The sequence below is a fragment of the Chloroflexota bacterium genome (assembly GCA_014360805.1).
In the GTDB taxonomy this organism is placed as follows: domain Bacteria; phylum Chloroflexota; class Anaerolineae; order DTLA01; family DTLA01; genus DTLA01.
Window position 1 is genome coordinate 28,878 of record JACIWU010000019.1, and the last position, 14,506, is coordinate 43,383.

The window sequence follows — 14,506 nt, forward strand, 5'->3', positions numbered from 1 at the left end:
GAATGGCGCGGCATTGCTGCCCGCAGGGCGCGCTTTGACGTCCCCGCGTCGGCGGGATAGAATGAGCGCCACCATCACCGGAGGGCGCATTGGCAAGACTGCGAGGCATATCCCACATCCTGGCGGGCATCGTCCTTGGGCTCTTCGCGGGCCGAGTTTGGGCCGAGAGCCAATCCGTTGCCCTATCCGCGCCGCGGCTGCTCCTCATCGCCGGCCTGGTCTGCGTGGCGGGCGGGGCGCTCGGATGGGCCTCGGCGCGCCTGCGCATCCGCACCTGGCCGCTGTTCGTGCTGCTGGCCTACGCCGCGTGGCCTGTCGTGTCGCCGGCGGTGGCCGGATGGGTGGCGGCGTTCGCGCTGCTCGCGCTGGCGCTGGCCAACTTGCCCGCGCGGGCCGACTGGCCGGTAGAAGGCCCCGTCGCCGTCGTCGCCTTCGCCGTGTACGTGGCGACTCTGGCTCCGGGCCTGCTCCCCGCCGACAGCGGCGAATTCCAGTTCGTGGCCCGCGTGCTGGGCATCGCGCACCCGCCAGGCTACCCCCTGTACACGCTGCTGGGCAAACTGGCGACGCTCCTGCCCCTCAACTCCGTCGCATGGCGGGTGAATCTCCTATCGGCCGTGTTCGCCGCGTTGGCGCTGGCGCTGGTGGCGCGAACGGTGCGGCGGCTGACCGCATCGGCGGTGGCCGGTCTCGCGGCTGCGCTGGCCCTGGGCGGCATCACCACCTTCTGGGCACAGGCGACGACCGCCAACATCCGCTCGCTCATGGCGCTGTTCACGGCCCTCATGCTCCTTCTGGCGCTGGAGTATGGCGCGAAGCCGTCCGAAAACGGGCTGATCGCGCTAGCGGTGGCAGCGGGGCTGGCCGTCGGGCACCACGGCTCGTTGGGGTTGCTGTTCATCCCGTTGGTCGTGTACCTTCTCGTCGCCGACCGTCTGCTGCTCAAGCGCACCCGCTGGCTTCTGACGGCGGCGGGGGCATTCGTGGCGTCGCTCCTGGTGTTGCTGTACTTGCCCGTGCGGAGCCTGACGGGCGCGCCCTTTGACCCCTCGCCCATTGATTCGGTGGGCCGGTTTCTGGAGCATATCCTGGCGTCGGGCTTCAGGGGCGACATGTTCTACTTCGCCCGCGCCGACCTCCTTCCTGGGCGCATCGGCGTGTGGCTGAACATCGTGCGCATGGAGTTCGGCGCGCCGCTGGCTGTGGCGATGGCGTTGGCGAGCATCGCGGCGCTGGCCAGGCGGCCCAAGGCCGCGCTCCTCATCGGCGGCGTGTTCCTGGTCAACACCGCCACGGCCATCACCTACCGCGCGCCGCAGACGGTGGAGTACCTCATCCCGTCCTACGTGGCGCTGGCGGTGCTCTTGGGCATCGGCCTGGCCGAGGGGATCGCGTGGGCGTCGCGCCAGGCGACGTTGCGAGTTCTCGTCGTGGCGGGGGTGCTGGCGTTGTGCGCGGCGCCCTGGGTCGCCAACGCGCCCAGTTTCCGCGCCCTGCATCGGGATTATTCCACCGAGCAGACGGCGCGAACCCTGCTCGGCTCCGCGCCGGCCCGCGCGACGATTCTCGCCAACTGGCACTGGGCCACGCCCCTCTGGTACCTGCAGTACGTGGAAGGCGCGCGGCCCGACGTGCGCGTGCTCTACGTCTATCCCGAAGGCGCGACGCCGAACGAGGACGTGTGGATTCGGCGCATCGGCGAGGCGCTGCAGCAAGGCCCCGTGCTCATCACCAACTGGTTTGAGGCGTACAAGGCCACGCCCTACCGGTTCGTGCGCACCGAAGGTGGCTGGCGGGTGTCGGACGCCCCCATGCGAGACGTGCCGCCGGGCCTGGTCGCCGTAGATGCCGTCTTTGACGGCAAAATCCGCCTCATTGGCTATCGGCTGAGCGAGAGCGAAACCGCGCCGGGCAAGGAATTGCGCCTGTGGCTGTGCTGGCAACCGGTGGAGCCGCTGGACCGCGACTACTCGTTCTTCGTCCACCTGGTGGATGCCGGCGGCCGGGTGCAGGGCCAAAGCGACCTCACCCGCGACGGCAGGCTGTACCAGGCCGGCGAGGTGGTGGTGGATGAGCATCGGCTTGCCATCCTGCCGACCGCCGACGCGGGCGAGTACGCCGTCATCGCGGGCACGTACATCACGCTGCCCGACGGCTGGCGGCGGTTGCAGACGCCGGACGGGCGCGACGCCGTACCGCTTGCCGACGTGCGGGTGCGGCCGGCCGTGGAGCCGCCCGTAACCCTGCACCCGATGGTGCAGCGGTTCGCGGGCGGGCTGACCCTGGTCGGCGCCGACTGGGACGTCGCGGGATCGGGCGCGCTGTACCTGCACTGGCGGAACGACGGCCTGCCCGCCGGGGACTACGCGGTGCAATTCCTGCGCGCGGGCGACCTGGCGGCCCAGGGCATCGTCCACGTGCCGCCTGCCCCGGCCTACTTCACGTCTGGCACGCCCGTGCCCTACGGCGAGGGTTGGCTCTCCATCCGCCTGCACGACGCAACGGGCCGCCTGCTCCAACCGCTGGGGCCGTGGGGTCGAGCCTGGAGCAACGAAGCCATGCTGCCCCATTTCTCCGCCGGCGCACGGTACGTGAACCTGGGCGGCGAGATGATCTTCGCGGGCGTGGGCGCGCTGCCCGCCGAGGCCCAGGCCGGCGAATCGCTGCGGGTTACGGCCAGGTTTGTGGCGCTGAAGCCACTCGTGAACGACTACGCCGTGTCGGTGTCGCTGGCCGCCGACGACGGCGCGTGGGCCGTGCAGCATGACACCACGCCTGCGCTGGGGGCCATCCCCACGCTGAAGTGGACGCGGGGCGTGGCCGTGGACGACCCGCACGCGCTGGAGATTCCCCCAGGCGCGACGGGGCAGGCCACGCTGCGCCTCACCGTGTACGATGCGTTCACGCTAGACCCGCTGCCGGTGCTGGACGCCGAACTGGCCCGCCTGGGTCAGGGGCAAAACCTCACGATCGGCAGCGTGCAAGTGCGGTGAATTAGGGCGGCATTCCACCGCCGCCGGAGAGCCATCCACGAATAACGCGAATCCACGCGAATGGGGAATCGTAGGCACGTGGGGCGCCTTTCCGTAGTGCGGCTAAGGTGCGACGCACTTCGGAAGTGCGTCGCACGTTGGCCGCCAACACAAGTTTGTAGGGCGGCACTCCGCAGCCGCCCGAGGCAGGGCCAGTATGCGAACGTGCCCTGCGCCCATGCTTTTCATGCTGCCGCTTGTCGGTCTGACCAGTTTCCACCGAAATGGCACCACCGCTGGTACAAACTCCTTGACACAGGGGCAGGAGTATGGTACAGTTACGGTAGAACGGATGTTGGACGGCTTCCGAACACGGCAAAAGGGCATTCTTGGGGGTGAGATCCCCAGTAGGGTATATGAATGGAATTTGAATGGGATCCGCAGAAGGCAGCCAAGAACTTGCGGAAACACATGGACGATGAGTTGCGTCCCGAATATGATCTGCGCGAACTACTCAAGGGTGGCACTCGGGGCAAGTATGTAGCCCGCTATCGTGCAGGTACTAATCTGGTGCTGCTTGACCCCGATGTGGCCAAGGCCTTTCCAGACGAAGCCGCAGTGGATGAAGCTCTGCGCCTGGTGATACGGTTGTCGGAGATACAACAGGGCAAGAAGGGAGCCGTAACAAAGGCCCGATAGAGGGCGATATGGCAGGCTAACACGCGCTTGCACCTGACGCCGCTTCGCGGCGCAGGTGAAGCGCGAGCCGTTGGGCGTATGGGCCTTTGCGTTGCGCGGCGTGAATCGCCATGTCGGCGGCGAATGGCTTGCATCCGCATAGCGACCCCCCAGGCGGCGCATCGTGCAAGCCCCTCCCGAATTGACACAATCCGCGCCTTGGCGTACACTGTATTTGTGTCAGGATGACCACACACCGGGTGCGGCCGATTTCACTGACCGTGTGGAATGTGTCCGATGCCGTATCGGACGCCAGGGTGAACCCAGAAAGGGGTAACATGAACATCTATGTAGGGAATTTGGCGCGGGAGACCACCGAAGCAGAACTGCGCCAGGCCTTTGAGGCCTTCGGTCAGGTGAGTTCGGTCGCCATCATCAAGGACAAGTACAGCGGCGAATCCAGAGGCTTCGGATTCGTGGAGATGCCCAGCGCAGCCGAGGCGCAGGCGGCCATCGCTGGCCTCAACGGCAAGGAGTTGGGCGGGCGCGCGCTGAATGTGAACGAGGCGAGGCCCCGCGAGGACCGCGGTGGCCGAGGCGGCGGTGGCCGCGGCGGAAGCCGTGGCGGAGGCTACGGGGGCCGCGGCGGGCGCCGCTCCTTCTAGTCCTCATCGCAGTCTCCTTGTGTGCAAAGCCCCAGGCTCGGACGCGCTCCGGGCCTGGGCTTTCGCCTGGGCGCGAGCGTGAACACACCGCGCGGGGCTAAACCCCCGCGCTATGGGCGCGAAGCCCCCTCGGGGCTATTGAATCTCGCTACTCCAATAGAACACTCGCATCTTGAGTTCGGCCCGTCAGAACAGGGGGCCGCTAGATGTAGGGCAAATTGCCGATTTGCCCTACGATGGCCGCTAGAACACTCGCATCTTGAGTTCGGCCCGTCAGAACAGGGGGCCGCTAGACGTAGGGCAAATTGCCAATTTGCCCTACGATGGCCGCCGAGAGAGCAGCGCCAACCGAATGTGCGCCCTCCCGATGGGCCTCCTGGCGCTATGTTACCACATCGTGCGTTCTTATGAAAGAGCGAGCGTGAGTAACAGCCCGCAGGACTTCGCCCGTTTTGCCCGAGGCTTGAGCGTCGGGCGGCGTGGGCGCACCCCCCATCCCCGGCTTTGCTCGTGCCCATTCGTGTTCTTCGTGGATGCACTTTGATTCGGCCGCCACCTGTGCTATACTGCCCGTAGTTCAGCCACGGCGAGGTGAGGTTCCATGATTCCGGTACGCCTTCAGGTTCGCAACTTCCTCTGCTACAGCGACAACGCCCCCGTGTTGGATTTCGCCGGCATCCATGTCGCCTGCCTGTCGGGGGCCAATGGGCATGGCAAGTCGGCGCTGCTGGACGCCATCACCTGGGCGCTGTGGGGCAAGGCCCGCGCACGCCAGGACGACCAACTCATCCATCAGGGGCAGACCGACATGGACGTGGAGTTTGACTTCCTGATGGACGGCCAACTCTACCGCGTCATCCGCAAACGCACCAGTAGGGGGCGCGGGCAAAGCGCGCTGGAGTTGCAGGCGGACAGAGGCGGCAAGTTCGTGGTGCTGACCGAAGACTCGCAGCGCGCAACCCAGGCGCGCATCAACGCGATCCTTCGGATGGACTACGACACGTTCATCAACTCCGCGTTTCTGGTGCAGGGCCGCGCCGACGAATTCACGGTGAAAGCCCCCGCGGAACGCAAGCAGGTGCTGGCCGACATCCTGGGCCTGGCGCTCTACGACCGCGCGGAGGAAATCGCCAAAGATCATGCGCGGCAGGCCGAGCAGGAAATCGCCCACCTCACCGGCGAGATTCAGAACCTGGACGGCGAACTGAAGAATCTGGCCGCGTATCGGGATGAGGAGAAGGCGCTTGCCCTGGAGAGCGAAAGTCTGACCCGCCAGCGGGAGGACGCCGAGCGGGCCACGCGGGAGGCCGAGGTGGTGCTGAGCGGCCTGCAACAGAAGAAGCGCGAATTGGACGAACTGGCCGCAAGGCGGGCGCAGGACGAGCGCGCGCTCCGAGACAGGGAGCAGAGGCGCGAGTCTGTGCTGAAGCAGATGGCCGTGCTGGAGGCCCTGCTGGCCGAGGAGGCCGACATCAAGGCGGGCTACCAGCGGCTTCTGGAAGCGCGAGAACGCGAAGCGGCCCTGGCGAGCAAGGGCATTCGCGCCAACCAACTGAACGCCGAAGCGGTGCGCCTGGAAGGCCGCATCGCCCAGGCCCGCCAGAAACTGGCGCTGGAACTGGAGCATGCGCAGAAGCAGGCCGCCGACAAGGAAGCCGAGGCCCAAAAGGCCGAATCTCTGCGGGCCAAGCGAGCGCAGGTCGCCAGGGAACTGGAAGCCCTGGACGAGAAGGAACGCCAGCGGGACGCTCTCCGCCAGTCCATCCAGGATTCGGGCCTGGAAGCCGAGCGCCTGAGGTCCGAGAACGAGCGGCTGCGCCGGGAAATGGCCGACCTTAGGGGCAAGATTGACCAACTGGGAGCGGCGGGAGCCACCTGTCCCCTGTGCCGTTCGCCCCTGAGCGACGAGAGCCGCCAGCGTCTGATTGAGGACATGACGGCGGAGGGGCGCGCCAAGAAGGAGCAATTCACGGCCAACCAGAACCGTATGCAGGCGCTGGACGCCGAGCGCGAGCGGCTGGAGCGCGAACTGGGGGCGCTGGACGCGGCGCTGAAGGGCCGCGGCGCGAAGCAGCGGGAAGAAGCGGCGCTCTCGGAGGCGCTGGCCCGCGCAGAGACGGCTGTAGAGGAGGCGAAGCGGCTGCGCGAAGCGGCGGCTGACATCCAGCGCCGCCTGGAACGCGAGGAGTTCGCCCAGGACGAGCGGAAGCGCCTGGCCGAGGTGCAGGCCGAGATTCGCGCGCTGGACTACGACCCGCAGGCCCACGAAGAAGCGCGCCGCGCACTCCAAGCCCTGGCCGAGTACGAGACCAAGCACGCCAATCTGCTGAGCGCGAGCCAGCGGATTGACGGCCTTCGGGCCGACATCGCCCGCTACGAGGAGGAAATCGCCCAATTCCGGAAGGCGCTGGCCGAGTCCGGCGACCGCAAGGTCCAACTGGAGGCAGAATTGGCGACCCTGCCCCGTGCCGAAGCCGACGCGAAGGCGAAGCGGGCCGAAGCCGAGTCGCTGGCCGAGCGCGAACGGCGCGCCCGCGATCGGCTGGCGATGGCGCGCCAGAAACTGGAGTATTGCGACCGCCTGGCCGCGCGCAGGGAAGAGAAATCCCGGGCGCTGGAAGAGGCCAGAAGCAACAAGAGCCTGTACGATGACCTGCGGCTCGCCTTCGGCAAGAAGGGCATTCAGGCCATGATCATAGAAAGCATCATCCCGGAGATTCAGGACGAGGCCAACGCCCTTCTGCAGCGCATGACCGACGGTCGGATGCAGGTAACGCTCCAGACGCAGCGGGACACCAAGTCGGGCACCACGGTGGAGACGCTGGAAATCCACATCTCGGACGAACTGGGCTCGCGCCCCTACGAGTTGTTCTCCGGAGGCGAAGCGTTTCGCGTGAACTTCGCCATCCGCGTCGCGCTGAGCAAGTTGCTGGCGCGGCGGGCGGGCGCGCAACTGCGGACGCTCATCATTGACGAGGGGTTCGGCTCCCAGGATGCCGCGGGCCGCCGCAAACTGGTAGAAGCGATCCAGTCGGTGCAGGACGACTTTGACAAGATATTGGTGATTACCCACGTGGAGGAATTGCAGGACGCATTCCCCGTCCGCATCCACGTGGAGAAGACCGCCGCCGGCTCCACGTTCAGCATCATGTAGGCGGGGGTGCCGGTGGGCCGGGCTGCGCTTCCAGGTGCGCGCAATCGTTGAGCAGGCGCAGGCTCGGCACGCCAGCGACGACATCCACGACGGTCAGCGACGCATTGCGCAAGTCGTAGGCCCACCAGTTGGTAAAGCGGTCGGGGAGCAGGTAGGCCAGGGCGGCCCGCAGGCTGCCGCCGTGCGCCACGACGACCACCGTTTCGTCCCCCGGGTGCGCGGCCAGAATCTCGTCCACGGCCCCCCACACGCGCGTGAAGAACGCCCTGCGGCTTTCGCCCCCGGGCCAGTGAAAGTCCAGGTTCATCTTGTCGGCCCAGGCTTCAAACAGGCCCGGGAATCGCTCGCGGAATTGCGCGATGGTGAGGCCGCTCACCTGCCCGAAGTGGATTTCGCGCAGGCCGTCGTGGGGGATGAGTGGGCACGCGGTGGACTGGGCGATGGGTTCGGCGGTCTGCAGGGCGCGGCGCAGCGAACTGCTGTACACGGCCACGGGCGCGAACTCGTGGGCGATGCGCCGGGCTACCGCCTGGGCCTGCGCCAGGCCGGTCTCCGTCAGGCAGGTGTCTTCCCAGCCCTGCCAGTAGCCGATGTCGTTGGCTTCGGTGGCGCCGTGCCGTACAAAGAGCAATGTCGTCATGAGCGTCTTCCTTCGGATTGCCGGCGGTCTACGGTTGCATCGTCTCGGCGGGGCCGCAGGTCCGGGCGTAGTAGTCGCACAGGTCGCGGAGCGCGCACTCGGCGCAGCGTGGGCGTCGCGCCGCGCACACGGCCCGACCGTGGCGGATCACGTTGATGTGGAAGGCGTAGTAGATGTCCGGCGGCAGGAGCGCCTCCAGCCGTTCGTGAGCCTGTTCGCGGCCCGTCTTGTCGGGGATAAGCCCCAGCCGCCGCGTTACGCGATGCACGTGCGTATCCACCGGGAAGGCCGGCATGCCCAGGGTGAACAACAGGATGATGGCGGCCGTCTTCGGCCCTACGCCGTTGAACGAGAGCAGGTAGCGCCGGGCCTCCTCCGTCGGCAACTCGCGGAGGAACTCCAGCGACAACGCGCCGCGCTCCGCCGTGATGCGCTGGAGCGCCTCTTTGATGCGCGCGGCTTTCTGCTTCCACAGGCCGGCGACCTGAATCGCCTGGCCGATGGCCTCCACGGGCGCGTCGCGGACCTGCTCCCACGATGGGAAGGCCTCGCGCAGGCGCTGGAACGCGATGTCGCGCAGGCGGTCGTTGGTGTTCTGGCTGAGGATGGTCAACACCAGCGACTGGATGGGGTCACGCCCGGATGGAGGCGGCGGTTCGCCGTAGGCAGCCAGCAGACGACGATGGACTTCCAGGGCCTTCGCCCGGACATCAGCGACCATGCGTGGGTTCCACCTTGTCCGGCGGCTACAGGTAGTACGTGAGGCGCTGGAGTTGCACCGCCGGGTCCACGTACTGGATACGCACGCCCGCCGGCACCTTCACCGAGATGGGCGCGTAGTTCACGATGGCGCGGATTCCCGCCGCGATCAGCGTGTCGGCCACCTCCTGGGCGGCGGAGGCGGGCGTGGCGATGATGGCGATCTGCGCGCCGATGCGCTTCACTTCCTCCGGAATCAAGCGGCTATCCTGAACCACCAACGAGCCGACTTGCTGGCCGATTTTCGCGGGGTCATTGTCAAAGGCCGCCGCGATGCGGAAGCCCTTAGGCTTGAAGCCCGCGTAGCGCACCAGCGCGTGCCCCAGGTCGCCCACACCAACCAGCACCACGGGCCACTCGCGGTCCACCTTCAGAATCTTGCGCAGTTCCTGCGCCAGATACGCGATGCGGTATCCCGATCCCTGCTTGCCGAACTCGCCGAAGAAGGAGAGGTCCTTGCGGATTTGGGCCGCGCTGTAGCCCAGCCGCTCGCCCAGTTCCTGGGACGAGGTGATCTCGCGCCCCTCCTTGAGCAGATGCTCAAGGGCGCGCAGATACAGGGGCAGGCGACCGATGACGATGTCGGGTACACGTGTCGGCATCTCGTTCCTCCTCATGTAATCGCGTGATGGTTCAGCGGTACGGCACGCATTATAGCAGATTTCACAAGTTTGTGCAAAACTAGTACGTCATCCGTGCCGACGGATAGAACGAATATCGCGAGCAAGACGCCTGCCAACTATGGTTTTCGTCTTGTCTGAAGTCTGTCCGCGGGGATAGGATAACCTGCGCATGTGGATGGCAGGGGCAACAAAGGGCGCCGCATAGATAAAATGGAAGGGCTGACGACCTTGTTGTACAATCGCGGGTTAGTGGGGTGTTCCACCCTATCCGCATACAACTTATGGCATTTTGCCAAGGAGGTCAGCCCGATGAGCATTGTATACTATGGCGGTCTGGATGTCCATCAGGAGAGTATCGTGGCGTTTCTCTTCTCACCCGAGACCGGGGAATGTTTTGAGGATGAAGTGCCCAATGACCGCAAGCATCTGGAGCGTGCTGCGAAACGGTGGCGCAAGCGGGGGGAGTTGCGCCTCTGCTATGAAGCCAGCAGCGCGGGGTTTGTCGTCAAGCGGTGGCTAGATGAACTGGGCATTCCTTGCGAGGTGGTCGCACCGGCATTCATCCCGAAGGGGCCTGGAGACCGCATCAAGACCGACCGTCGGGATGCGCGCAGGCTGGCCCTATTGTACCAATCCGGGATGTTACGTCCTGTGCGCGTTCCTGATGAGAGGGAAGAGATGGCGAGGTCCGTGGTGCGCCATCGGGAGGATCTCACACGCGACATGACGCGGACGAAGAACCGCATCCTGAAGTTTCTGGGGTTGTTAGGGCTTCGGTACACCCAGGGGCGGAACTGGACGGAGAAGCACCGCAAGTGGCTGCGTTCCTTGAACCTGGAGCCTCTTCAGGCGATGGTGGTGGAGAGCCATCTGCGCGTTCTGGAGCAGTTGGAGGCGGAGCGAAGGGAGGTAGACCAGAAGATTGCGGAGATTGCGGAAACTCCTTTTTACCGAGAGAAGGTGCAGCGGTTGATGTGCTTGCGCGGGATTGCGTTGCACACCGCCATGGTGTTGATTACGGAGATCGGGGATGCCCACCGGTTCCGAGGATCGCCTGAGTTGATGAGTTATCTTGGGCTGGTGCCCCAAGAGTATAGTTCGGGGGAACGTCGGCGGAGCGGGAAGATCACGAAGGTGGGGAACAGCCACGCGCGGTGGGTTCTGTGCGAGGCGGCCTGGAATCAGGCGCGTCCCCTTGGGAGGAGTGATCGGTTGGCGAAACAGCACGCAACCAACCGCCGGAGGTGGTTGCGATCTCCCAGAAGGCAGAGCGGCGGCTGCATCACAAATTCTGGAAAGTCGCGGTGCGCAAAGACCGGAACACGGCAGCGATAGCCGTCGCGCGAGAGATGGCCGGGTTTGTCTGGGCGCTACTGACTTTGGACGCTGCGTAGGAGGATACCAGGGTAAAGGTGAGAAGGCCCTAAAAGGGGAGACTGGAGACGGTGGCCTGGGGAGGACCCTCGGTCGCCCCTATGCGGTAAACCGGCCCGTCAAGGGCATGGCCGAACCCGCGTCCGTAGATCGAGGCTGCTCCCGACGCACAATGTATCATGCGGTACCCAACCCGCGAATATCCGGTTGACACATCGTCGCCGAGTTCCTCTCCAGTCTCCCCTGGGGGTTTCGGATCACCCTTGCCCAAAGAAAGCGATGAACAGATGGCGCTACTTGACACGCCCTTCCATATCAGGGGCGACCCGCCGGTCGCCCCTACGTGCGAAACGTCGCCCCGCGGGGTTTCGCCTATTCAGCCCAATGCCCCAGCGTTGGGCGCAAATACCCTTCGCGTGGGTTCGTGTGATTCGTGGATGCCGCCAGCCCGCGGCCTAGTACACCACCCGCTTGCCCAGCAGGCGGCCGATCGCGATCTCCGTCAGGCCGATAACCGCGGCGAAGAAAAGGTCCACCGCGGCGGTAACGGTGAACGCGTAGAGGAGCGGGTTCATCACCCGAGCCAGCACCCCCTGCACCGACTCCATCGTGGGCTTCCAGCCGGCCAGGTACAGAAGGACCGCGGCGACGGCGGCGTAGAGGAGCAGCGGCTTCCAGGCTTCCCTATCCGACTCGCTCGGGAACATGGCATTGCTGATGGCGAAGACGAGGTACATCCACAGCCAGAAATCGGCGGCGCGTATGGACTGGGACAGCGCGCCCCATGCCTGCCCCCACTGGCCCGAAGCCACCGCCAGCCGCAGCGCCTCCGTGCCTAGCGCGTAGCGGCCGATGGCGATGATGAGCAGGCTCGCCACCACCAACGGGGCCAGCCCGATGAGGGATCCGCGCACGATGTCGGTCTGGGCGATGCGCACCGCGCCGTACTGCACCTTGCTCTTGGTCTTGCGCTTGGGCCAGACGGAGAAGCCCAGCGTGCGGACGCCCAGCAGTTTCGCCGTCAGCCAGTGCGCCACCTCGTGAACCAGGATGCCCGGGAACAGGAACGCAAACTGCAGGTACATGACGACTTCTGCATCGGCGCCCAGGAGGAACAGGACGCCCTGCAGGTGATGCGTGATCCACCGCGTCAGCAGGAGCACCATCACGAACCCGACGAAGAAGGCGGCGACCGGCGTCCAGGGGCCGAGCATCGTTCCCCCTGCGCTAGCGGCGCAGCCCTTTCGCCTCCGCCGAGAGGCGCACAATCTCCACGAAGTCCTCGGCTTTGAGGCTTGCCCCGCCCACCAGCGCGCCGTCAATGTCGGGCTGGCTCATGAACTCGGCGATGTTGCCGGGCTTCACGCTGCCGCCGTATTGAACCCGCATCCTGTCGGCAACCGACTCGCCGAACAGACGCGCCACCGTCCCCCGGACAGCGGTCTTGATGGTGGTGTTGGCGCCCTCGCCCGTGGCCGGCTTGCCCGTCCCGATGGCCCAGATCGGCTCGTAGGCGATGACGATGCCCGCGGTCTGCTCGGCGGTCAGCCCCGCCAGCGCGCCGCGCACCTGCGCCTCCACCACTTCCTGCGTCTGGCCGGCTTCGTTCTGCGCCAGGTTCTCCCCCACGCAGACGATGGGAATCAGACCGTGCACCAGAGCCGCCTTCACCTTCAGGTTCACCGTCTCGTCGGTCTCGCCGAAGTACTGCCGCCGCTCCGAATGTCCGAGGATGACGTACTGGCAGAACGGCTTGAGCATGAGGGGCGAGACCTCGCCGGTGTAGGCCCCCTCGTCCTTCCAGAACATGTCCTGCGCGCCCACGCCAACGGTGGAGCCGCGCAGCGCCTCGGCCACGTGGGGCAGCGACAGGAACGGGGGACACACCACCGTCTCAATCCCCCCGATGGCTTCCAGCGCCGGCCGCATCGCTTTGACCAGCGCGACGGATTCCTCCACGGTCTTGTACATCTTCCAGTTGCCGGCGATAATCGGTGTTCGCATGGCGTTGCTCCTGTGCGTAGGTGTGAGTTCGCGCCTATTATACGCGAGGGGGGCCTCCGAGCCAACCGGCGCGGGCGGTTCGGACTCGCCGAATTCGTAGAGGATCAGGTAGCGCCCGTCGGGCTTGAGAATTCGCCTCTTCTTCATCCTTCACCTCCGCGCAGCAGGGACGAATCGCCCATCAGCGCGCGCAACACTCGGAGATTCTCCACGTCCTCGGCCATGTCGGGGCCTTTGGGCGTCTCCAGAATCATGGGGCGGTCGGCGAATCGCGGGTCGTTCACCAGGAGACGGAACGCCTCCAACCCCAGAAAGCCCTGGCCGATGTGCTCGTGCCGATCCGCGCGGCTGCCCAGTTCCCGCTTGGAATCGTTCAGGTGAAACACGCGCAGCCGATGGAGGCCGAGAATGCGATCAAAGGCATCAAACGTGGCGGCGTAGGCCTCCGGCGTGCGCAGGTCGTACCCCGCAGCGAAGGCATGGCAGGTGTCAAAACAGACTCCGATGCGCTCCGGATGCCGCGTCTGGGCGATGATCTCGGCCAGTTGCTCAAAGGATCCGCCGAGGGTGCTGCCCGCGCCTGCGGTGGTCTCCAGGAGAATCCTCGTCGGGACGTGCGCCGTTCGCTCGTGGATTTCGTCCAGCGCCTGGGCCACGCGGCGCAGGCCTGCCTCCTCGCCCGCTCCCGTATGCGCCCCGGGATGGGTAACGAGATACGGCAGCCCCATGCGGCCCGCGCGCTCCATTTCGTCCACGAAGGCGTCCACCGACTTGCGCCAGAGTTCGGGGTTGGGCGACGCCAGGTTGATGAGATAGGCGTCGTGCCCGACGATGGGGGCGATTCCGGTGGCCCGCCGGTTGGCGTGAAAGCGTTCCAGCGTCTCGTCGGTGAGCGGTGCGGCCCGCCACTGGTTGTTGCTCTTGGTGAAAATCTGGATGGCCTCGCAGCCGATGGAATGGCCGCGCTGGATGGCGCGATCCACCCCGCCCGCGATGGACATGTGAGCGCCAAGCCTGGGCATACCCCCTCCGCAAACGCCACGCGCCGCCAGGCCAGGGCGACATCCCCGAAGTGCGCCCCGGCCGCCTAGAACTCGCAGGGCTTGCCTGCCCAGTGGTGCTCCACCAGCGCGTCCAGCACCCGGCGCGCGCCCTCAAAGTGGGCCTTCATGTCGTCGGACTCAAACCCTAGCGCCGCGCTGAACGCCGCCCAGTCCACATACCCCAGTTCGCTCACGCGCCGGCCATGGATGAGGCGACACAACAGGTCGGCGGTAACGAACATCTCCGGGTCGCACATGCCGCACTCAAACTTCACATCCTCAATCCGCTCGTCCGCGATGCGGGCGTAAAGGTAGAGGTGGTCTTTGCTCCCGCGGCACGCCAGCGCGTCGGCGCAAACGGTCGCATCGGCCAGCCGCCCGAGATACGGGCTTGGCCCCGCGAAGATTTCACGGAACTTCTGGATGATGACTTTGTCGGACATCTCCACGCACCCGATTGTGCTCCCGCGCGCAGTTATGGTTCCCGCACGGGGAGTATGGGCAGCCCCTCAAACATCGGTTCTGCAAGGATTTCGCGCACGGTATCCAGGAAGACCTTGCACTCGTCCAGCGTGTTGTACATGTACAGCGAGA

Annotated in this window: 12 protein-coding genes; 5 read left to right on the forward strand and 7 right to left on the reverse strand. The window is 65.9% G+C overall.

The window, feature by feature from the left end:
* Positions 1–89: 89 nt before the first annotated feature.
* The 4 genes from H5T65_05045 (at position 90) to H5T65_05060 (ending at position 7,469) form a co-directional block, all read left to right on the forward strand.
* Entirely contained in the window at positions 90–2,993 is a 2,904-nt protein-coding gene (locus H5T65_05045; GenBank protein ID MBC7258591.1) for a DUF2723 domain-containing protein, read from the forward strand.
* A gap of 450 nt (positions 2,994–3,443) precedes the next feature.
* On the forward strand, positions 3,444–3,671 hold the full coding sequence (locus H5T65_05050; GenBank protein MBC7258592.1) for a hypothetical protein: 228 nt from the start codon (positions 3,444–3,446) through the stop codon (positions 3,669–3,671).
* A 317-nt stretch (positions 3,672–3,988) separates the two neighbouring features.
* The gene (locus H5T65_05055; protein ID MBC7258593.1) at positions 3,989–4,315 is read left to right on the forward strand and encodes an RNA-binding protein; all 327 of its coding nucleotides are present in this window, start codon (positions 3,989–3,991) and stop codon (positions 4,313–4,315) included.
* A gap of 601 nt (positions 4,316–4,916) precedes the next feature.
* The gene (locus tag H5T65_05060) at positions 4,917–7,469 is read left to right on the forward strand and encodes an SMC family ATPase (GenBank protein MBC7258594.1); all 2,553 of its coding nucleotides are present in this window, start codon (positions 4,917–4,919) and stop codon (positions 7,467–7,469) included.
* On the opposite strand, the gene H5T65_05065 is transcribed toward H5T65_05060, so the two are convergent.
* Genes H5T65_05065 through H5T65_05075 form a run of 3 tightly spaced genes read right to left on the reverse strand, consistent with a single transcriptional unit; the run spans position 7,462 to position 9,485 of the window.
* Positions 7,462–8,109 (reverse strand): histidine phosphatase family protein, encoded by a 648-nt coding sequence (locus H5T65_05065; protein ID MBC7258595.1) that lies wholly within the window; start codon positions 8,107–8,109, stop codon positions 7,462–7,464. The two genes, H5T65_05060 and H5T65_05065, sit on opposite strands and share 8 nt — an antisense overlap.
* A 28-nt stretch (positions 8,110–8,137) precedes the next feature.
* The gene (locus H5T65_05070) at positions 8,138–8,830 is read right to left on the reverse strand and encodes an endonuclease III (protein ID MBC7258596.1); all 693 of its coding nucleotides are present in this window, start codon (positions 8,828–8,830) and stop codon (positions 8,138–8,140) included.
* 25 nt (positions 8,831–8,855) lie between these two features.
* Positions 8,856–9,485, reverse strand: coding sequence for a redox-sensing transcriptional repressor Rex (locus H5T65_05075; protein ID MBC7258597.1), 630 nt, complete (start codon positions 9,483–9,485; stop codon positions 8,856–8,858).
* Between the two features lie 315 nt (positions 9,486–9,800).
* Between H5T65_05075 and H5T65_05080 the strand changes: the two genes are divergently transcribed.
* Positions 9,801–10,826 (forward strand): IS110 family transposase, encoded by a 1,026-nt coding sequence (locus H5T65_05080; GenBank protein ID MBC7258598.1) that lies wholly within the window; start codon positions 9,801–9,803, stop codon positions 10,824–10,826.
* A 494-nt stretch (positions 10,827–11,320) separates the two neighbouring features.
* On the opposite strand, the gene H5T65_05085 is transcribed toward H5T65_05080, so the two are convergent.
* From H5T65_05085 to H5T65_05100, 4 genes are all read right to left on the reverse strand, one after another.
* The gene (locus tag H5T65_05085) at positions 11,321–12,079 is read right to left on the reverse strand and encodes a hypothetical protein (protein ID MBC7258599.1); all 759 of its coding nucleotides are present in this window, start codon (positions 12,077–12,079) and stop codon (positions 11,321–11,323) included.
* 13 nt (positions 12,080–12,092) lie between these two features.
* Positions 12,093–12,869 (reverse strand): triose-phosphate isomerase, encoded by a 777-nt coding sequence (locus H5T65_05090; protein MBC7258600.1) that lies wholly within the window; start codon positions 12,867–12,869, stop codon positions 12,093–12,095.
* Positions 12,870–13,012: 143 nt separating this feature from the next.
* Positions 13,013–13,891 carry a deoxyribonuclease IV gene (locus H5T65_05095; GenBank protein ID MBC7258601.1) on the reverse strand — a complete coding sequence of 293 codons (879 nt, stop codon included), beginning with the start codon at positions 13,889–13,891 and terminating at the stop codon, positions 13,013–13,015.
* Between the two features lie 65 nt (positions 13,892–13,956).
* Entirely contained in the window at positions 13,957–14,355 is a 399-nt protein-coding gene (locus H5T65_05100; protein ID MBC7258602.1) for a hypothetical protein, read from the reverse strand.
* Positions 14,356–14,506: the final 151 nt, after the last annotated feature.

Bases quoted from the DNA above. Each gene is read 5' to 3' on its own strand.
- H5T65_05050 (MBC7258592.1), top strand. From the start codon at position 3,444: ATGGACGATGAGTTGCGTCCCGAATATGATCTGCGCGAACTACTCAAG.
- H5T65_05055 (MBC7258593.1), top strand. From the start codon at position 3,989: ATGAACATCTATGTAGGGAATTTGGCGCGGGAGACCACCGAAGCAGAA.
- H5T65_05090 (MBC7258600.1), bottom strand. From the start codon at position 12,869: ATGCGAACACCGATTATCGCCGGCAACTGGAAGATGTACAAGACCGTG.
- H5T65_05085 (MBC7258599.1), bottom strand. From the start codon at position 12,079: ATGCTCGGCCCCTGGACGCCGGTCGCCGCCTTCTTCGTCGGGTTCGTG.
- H5T65_05065 (MBC7258595.1), bottom strand. From the start codon at position 8,109: ATGACGACATTGCTCTTTGTACGGCACGGCGCCACCGAAGCCAACGAC.
- H5T65_05095 (MBC7258601.1), bottom strand. From the start codon at position 13,891: ATGCCCAGGCTTGGCGCTCACATGTCCATCGCGGGCGGGGTGGATCGC.
- H5T65_05080 (MBC7258598.1), top strand. From the start codon at position 9,801: ATGAGCATTGTATACTATGGCGGTCTGGATGTCCATCAGGAGAGTATC.
- H5T65_05075 (MBC7258597.1), bottom strand. From the start codon at position 9,485: ATGAGGAGGAACGAGATGCCGACACGTGTACCCGACATCGTCATCGGT.
- H5T65_05070 (MBC7258596.1), bottom strand. From the start codon at position 8,830: ATGGTCGCTGATGTCCGGGCGAAGGCCCTGGAAGTCCATCGTCGTCTG.
- H5T65_05100 (MBC7258602.1), bottom strand. From the start codon at position 14,355: ATGTCCGACAAAGTCATCATCCAGAAGTTCCGTGAAATCTTCGCGGGG.
- H5T65_05060 (MBC7258594.1), top strand. From the start codon at position 4,917: ATGATTCCGGTACGCCTTCAGGTTCGCAACTTCCTCTGCTACAGCGAC.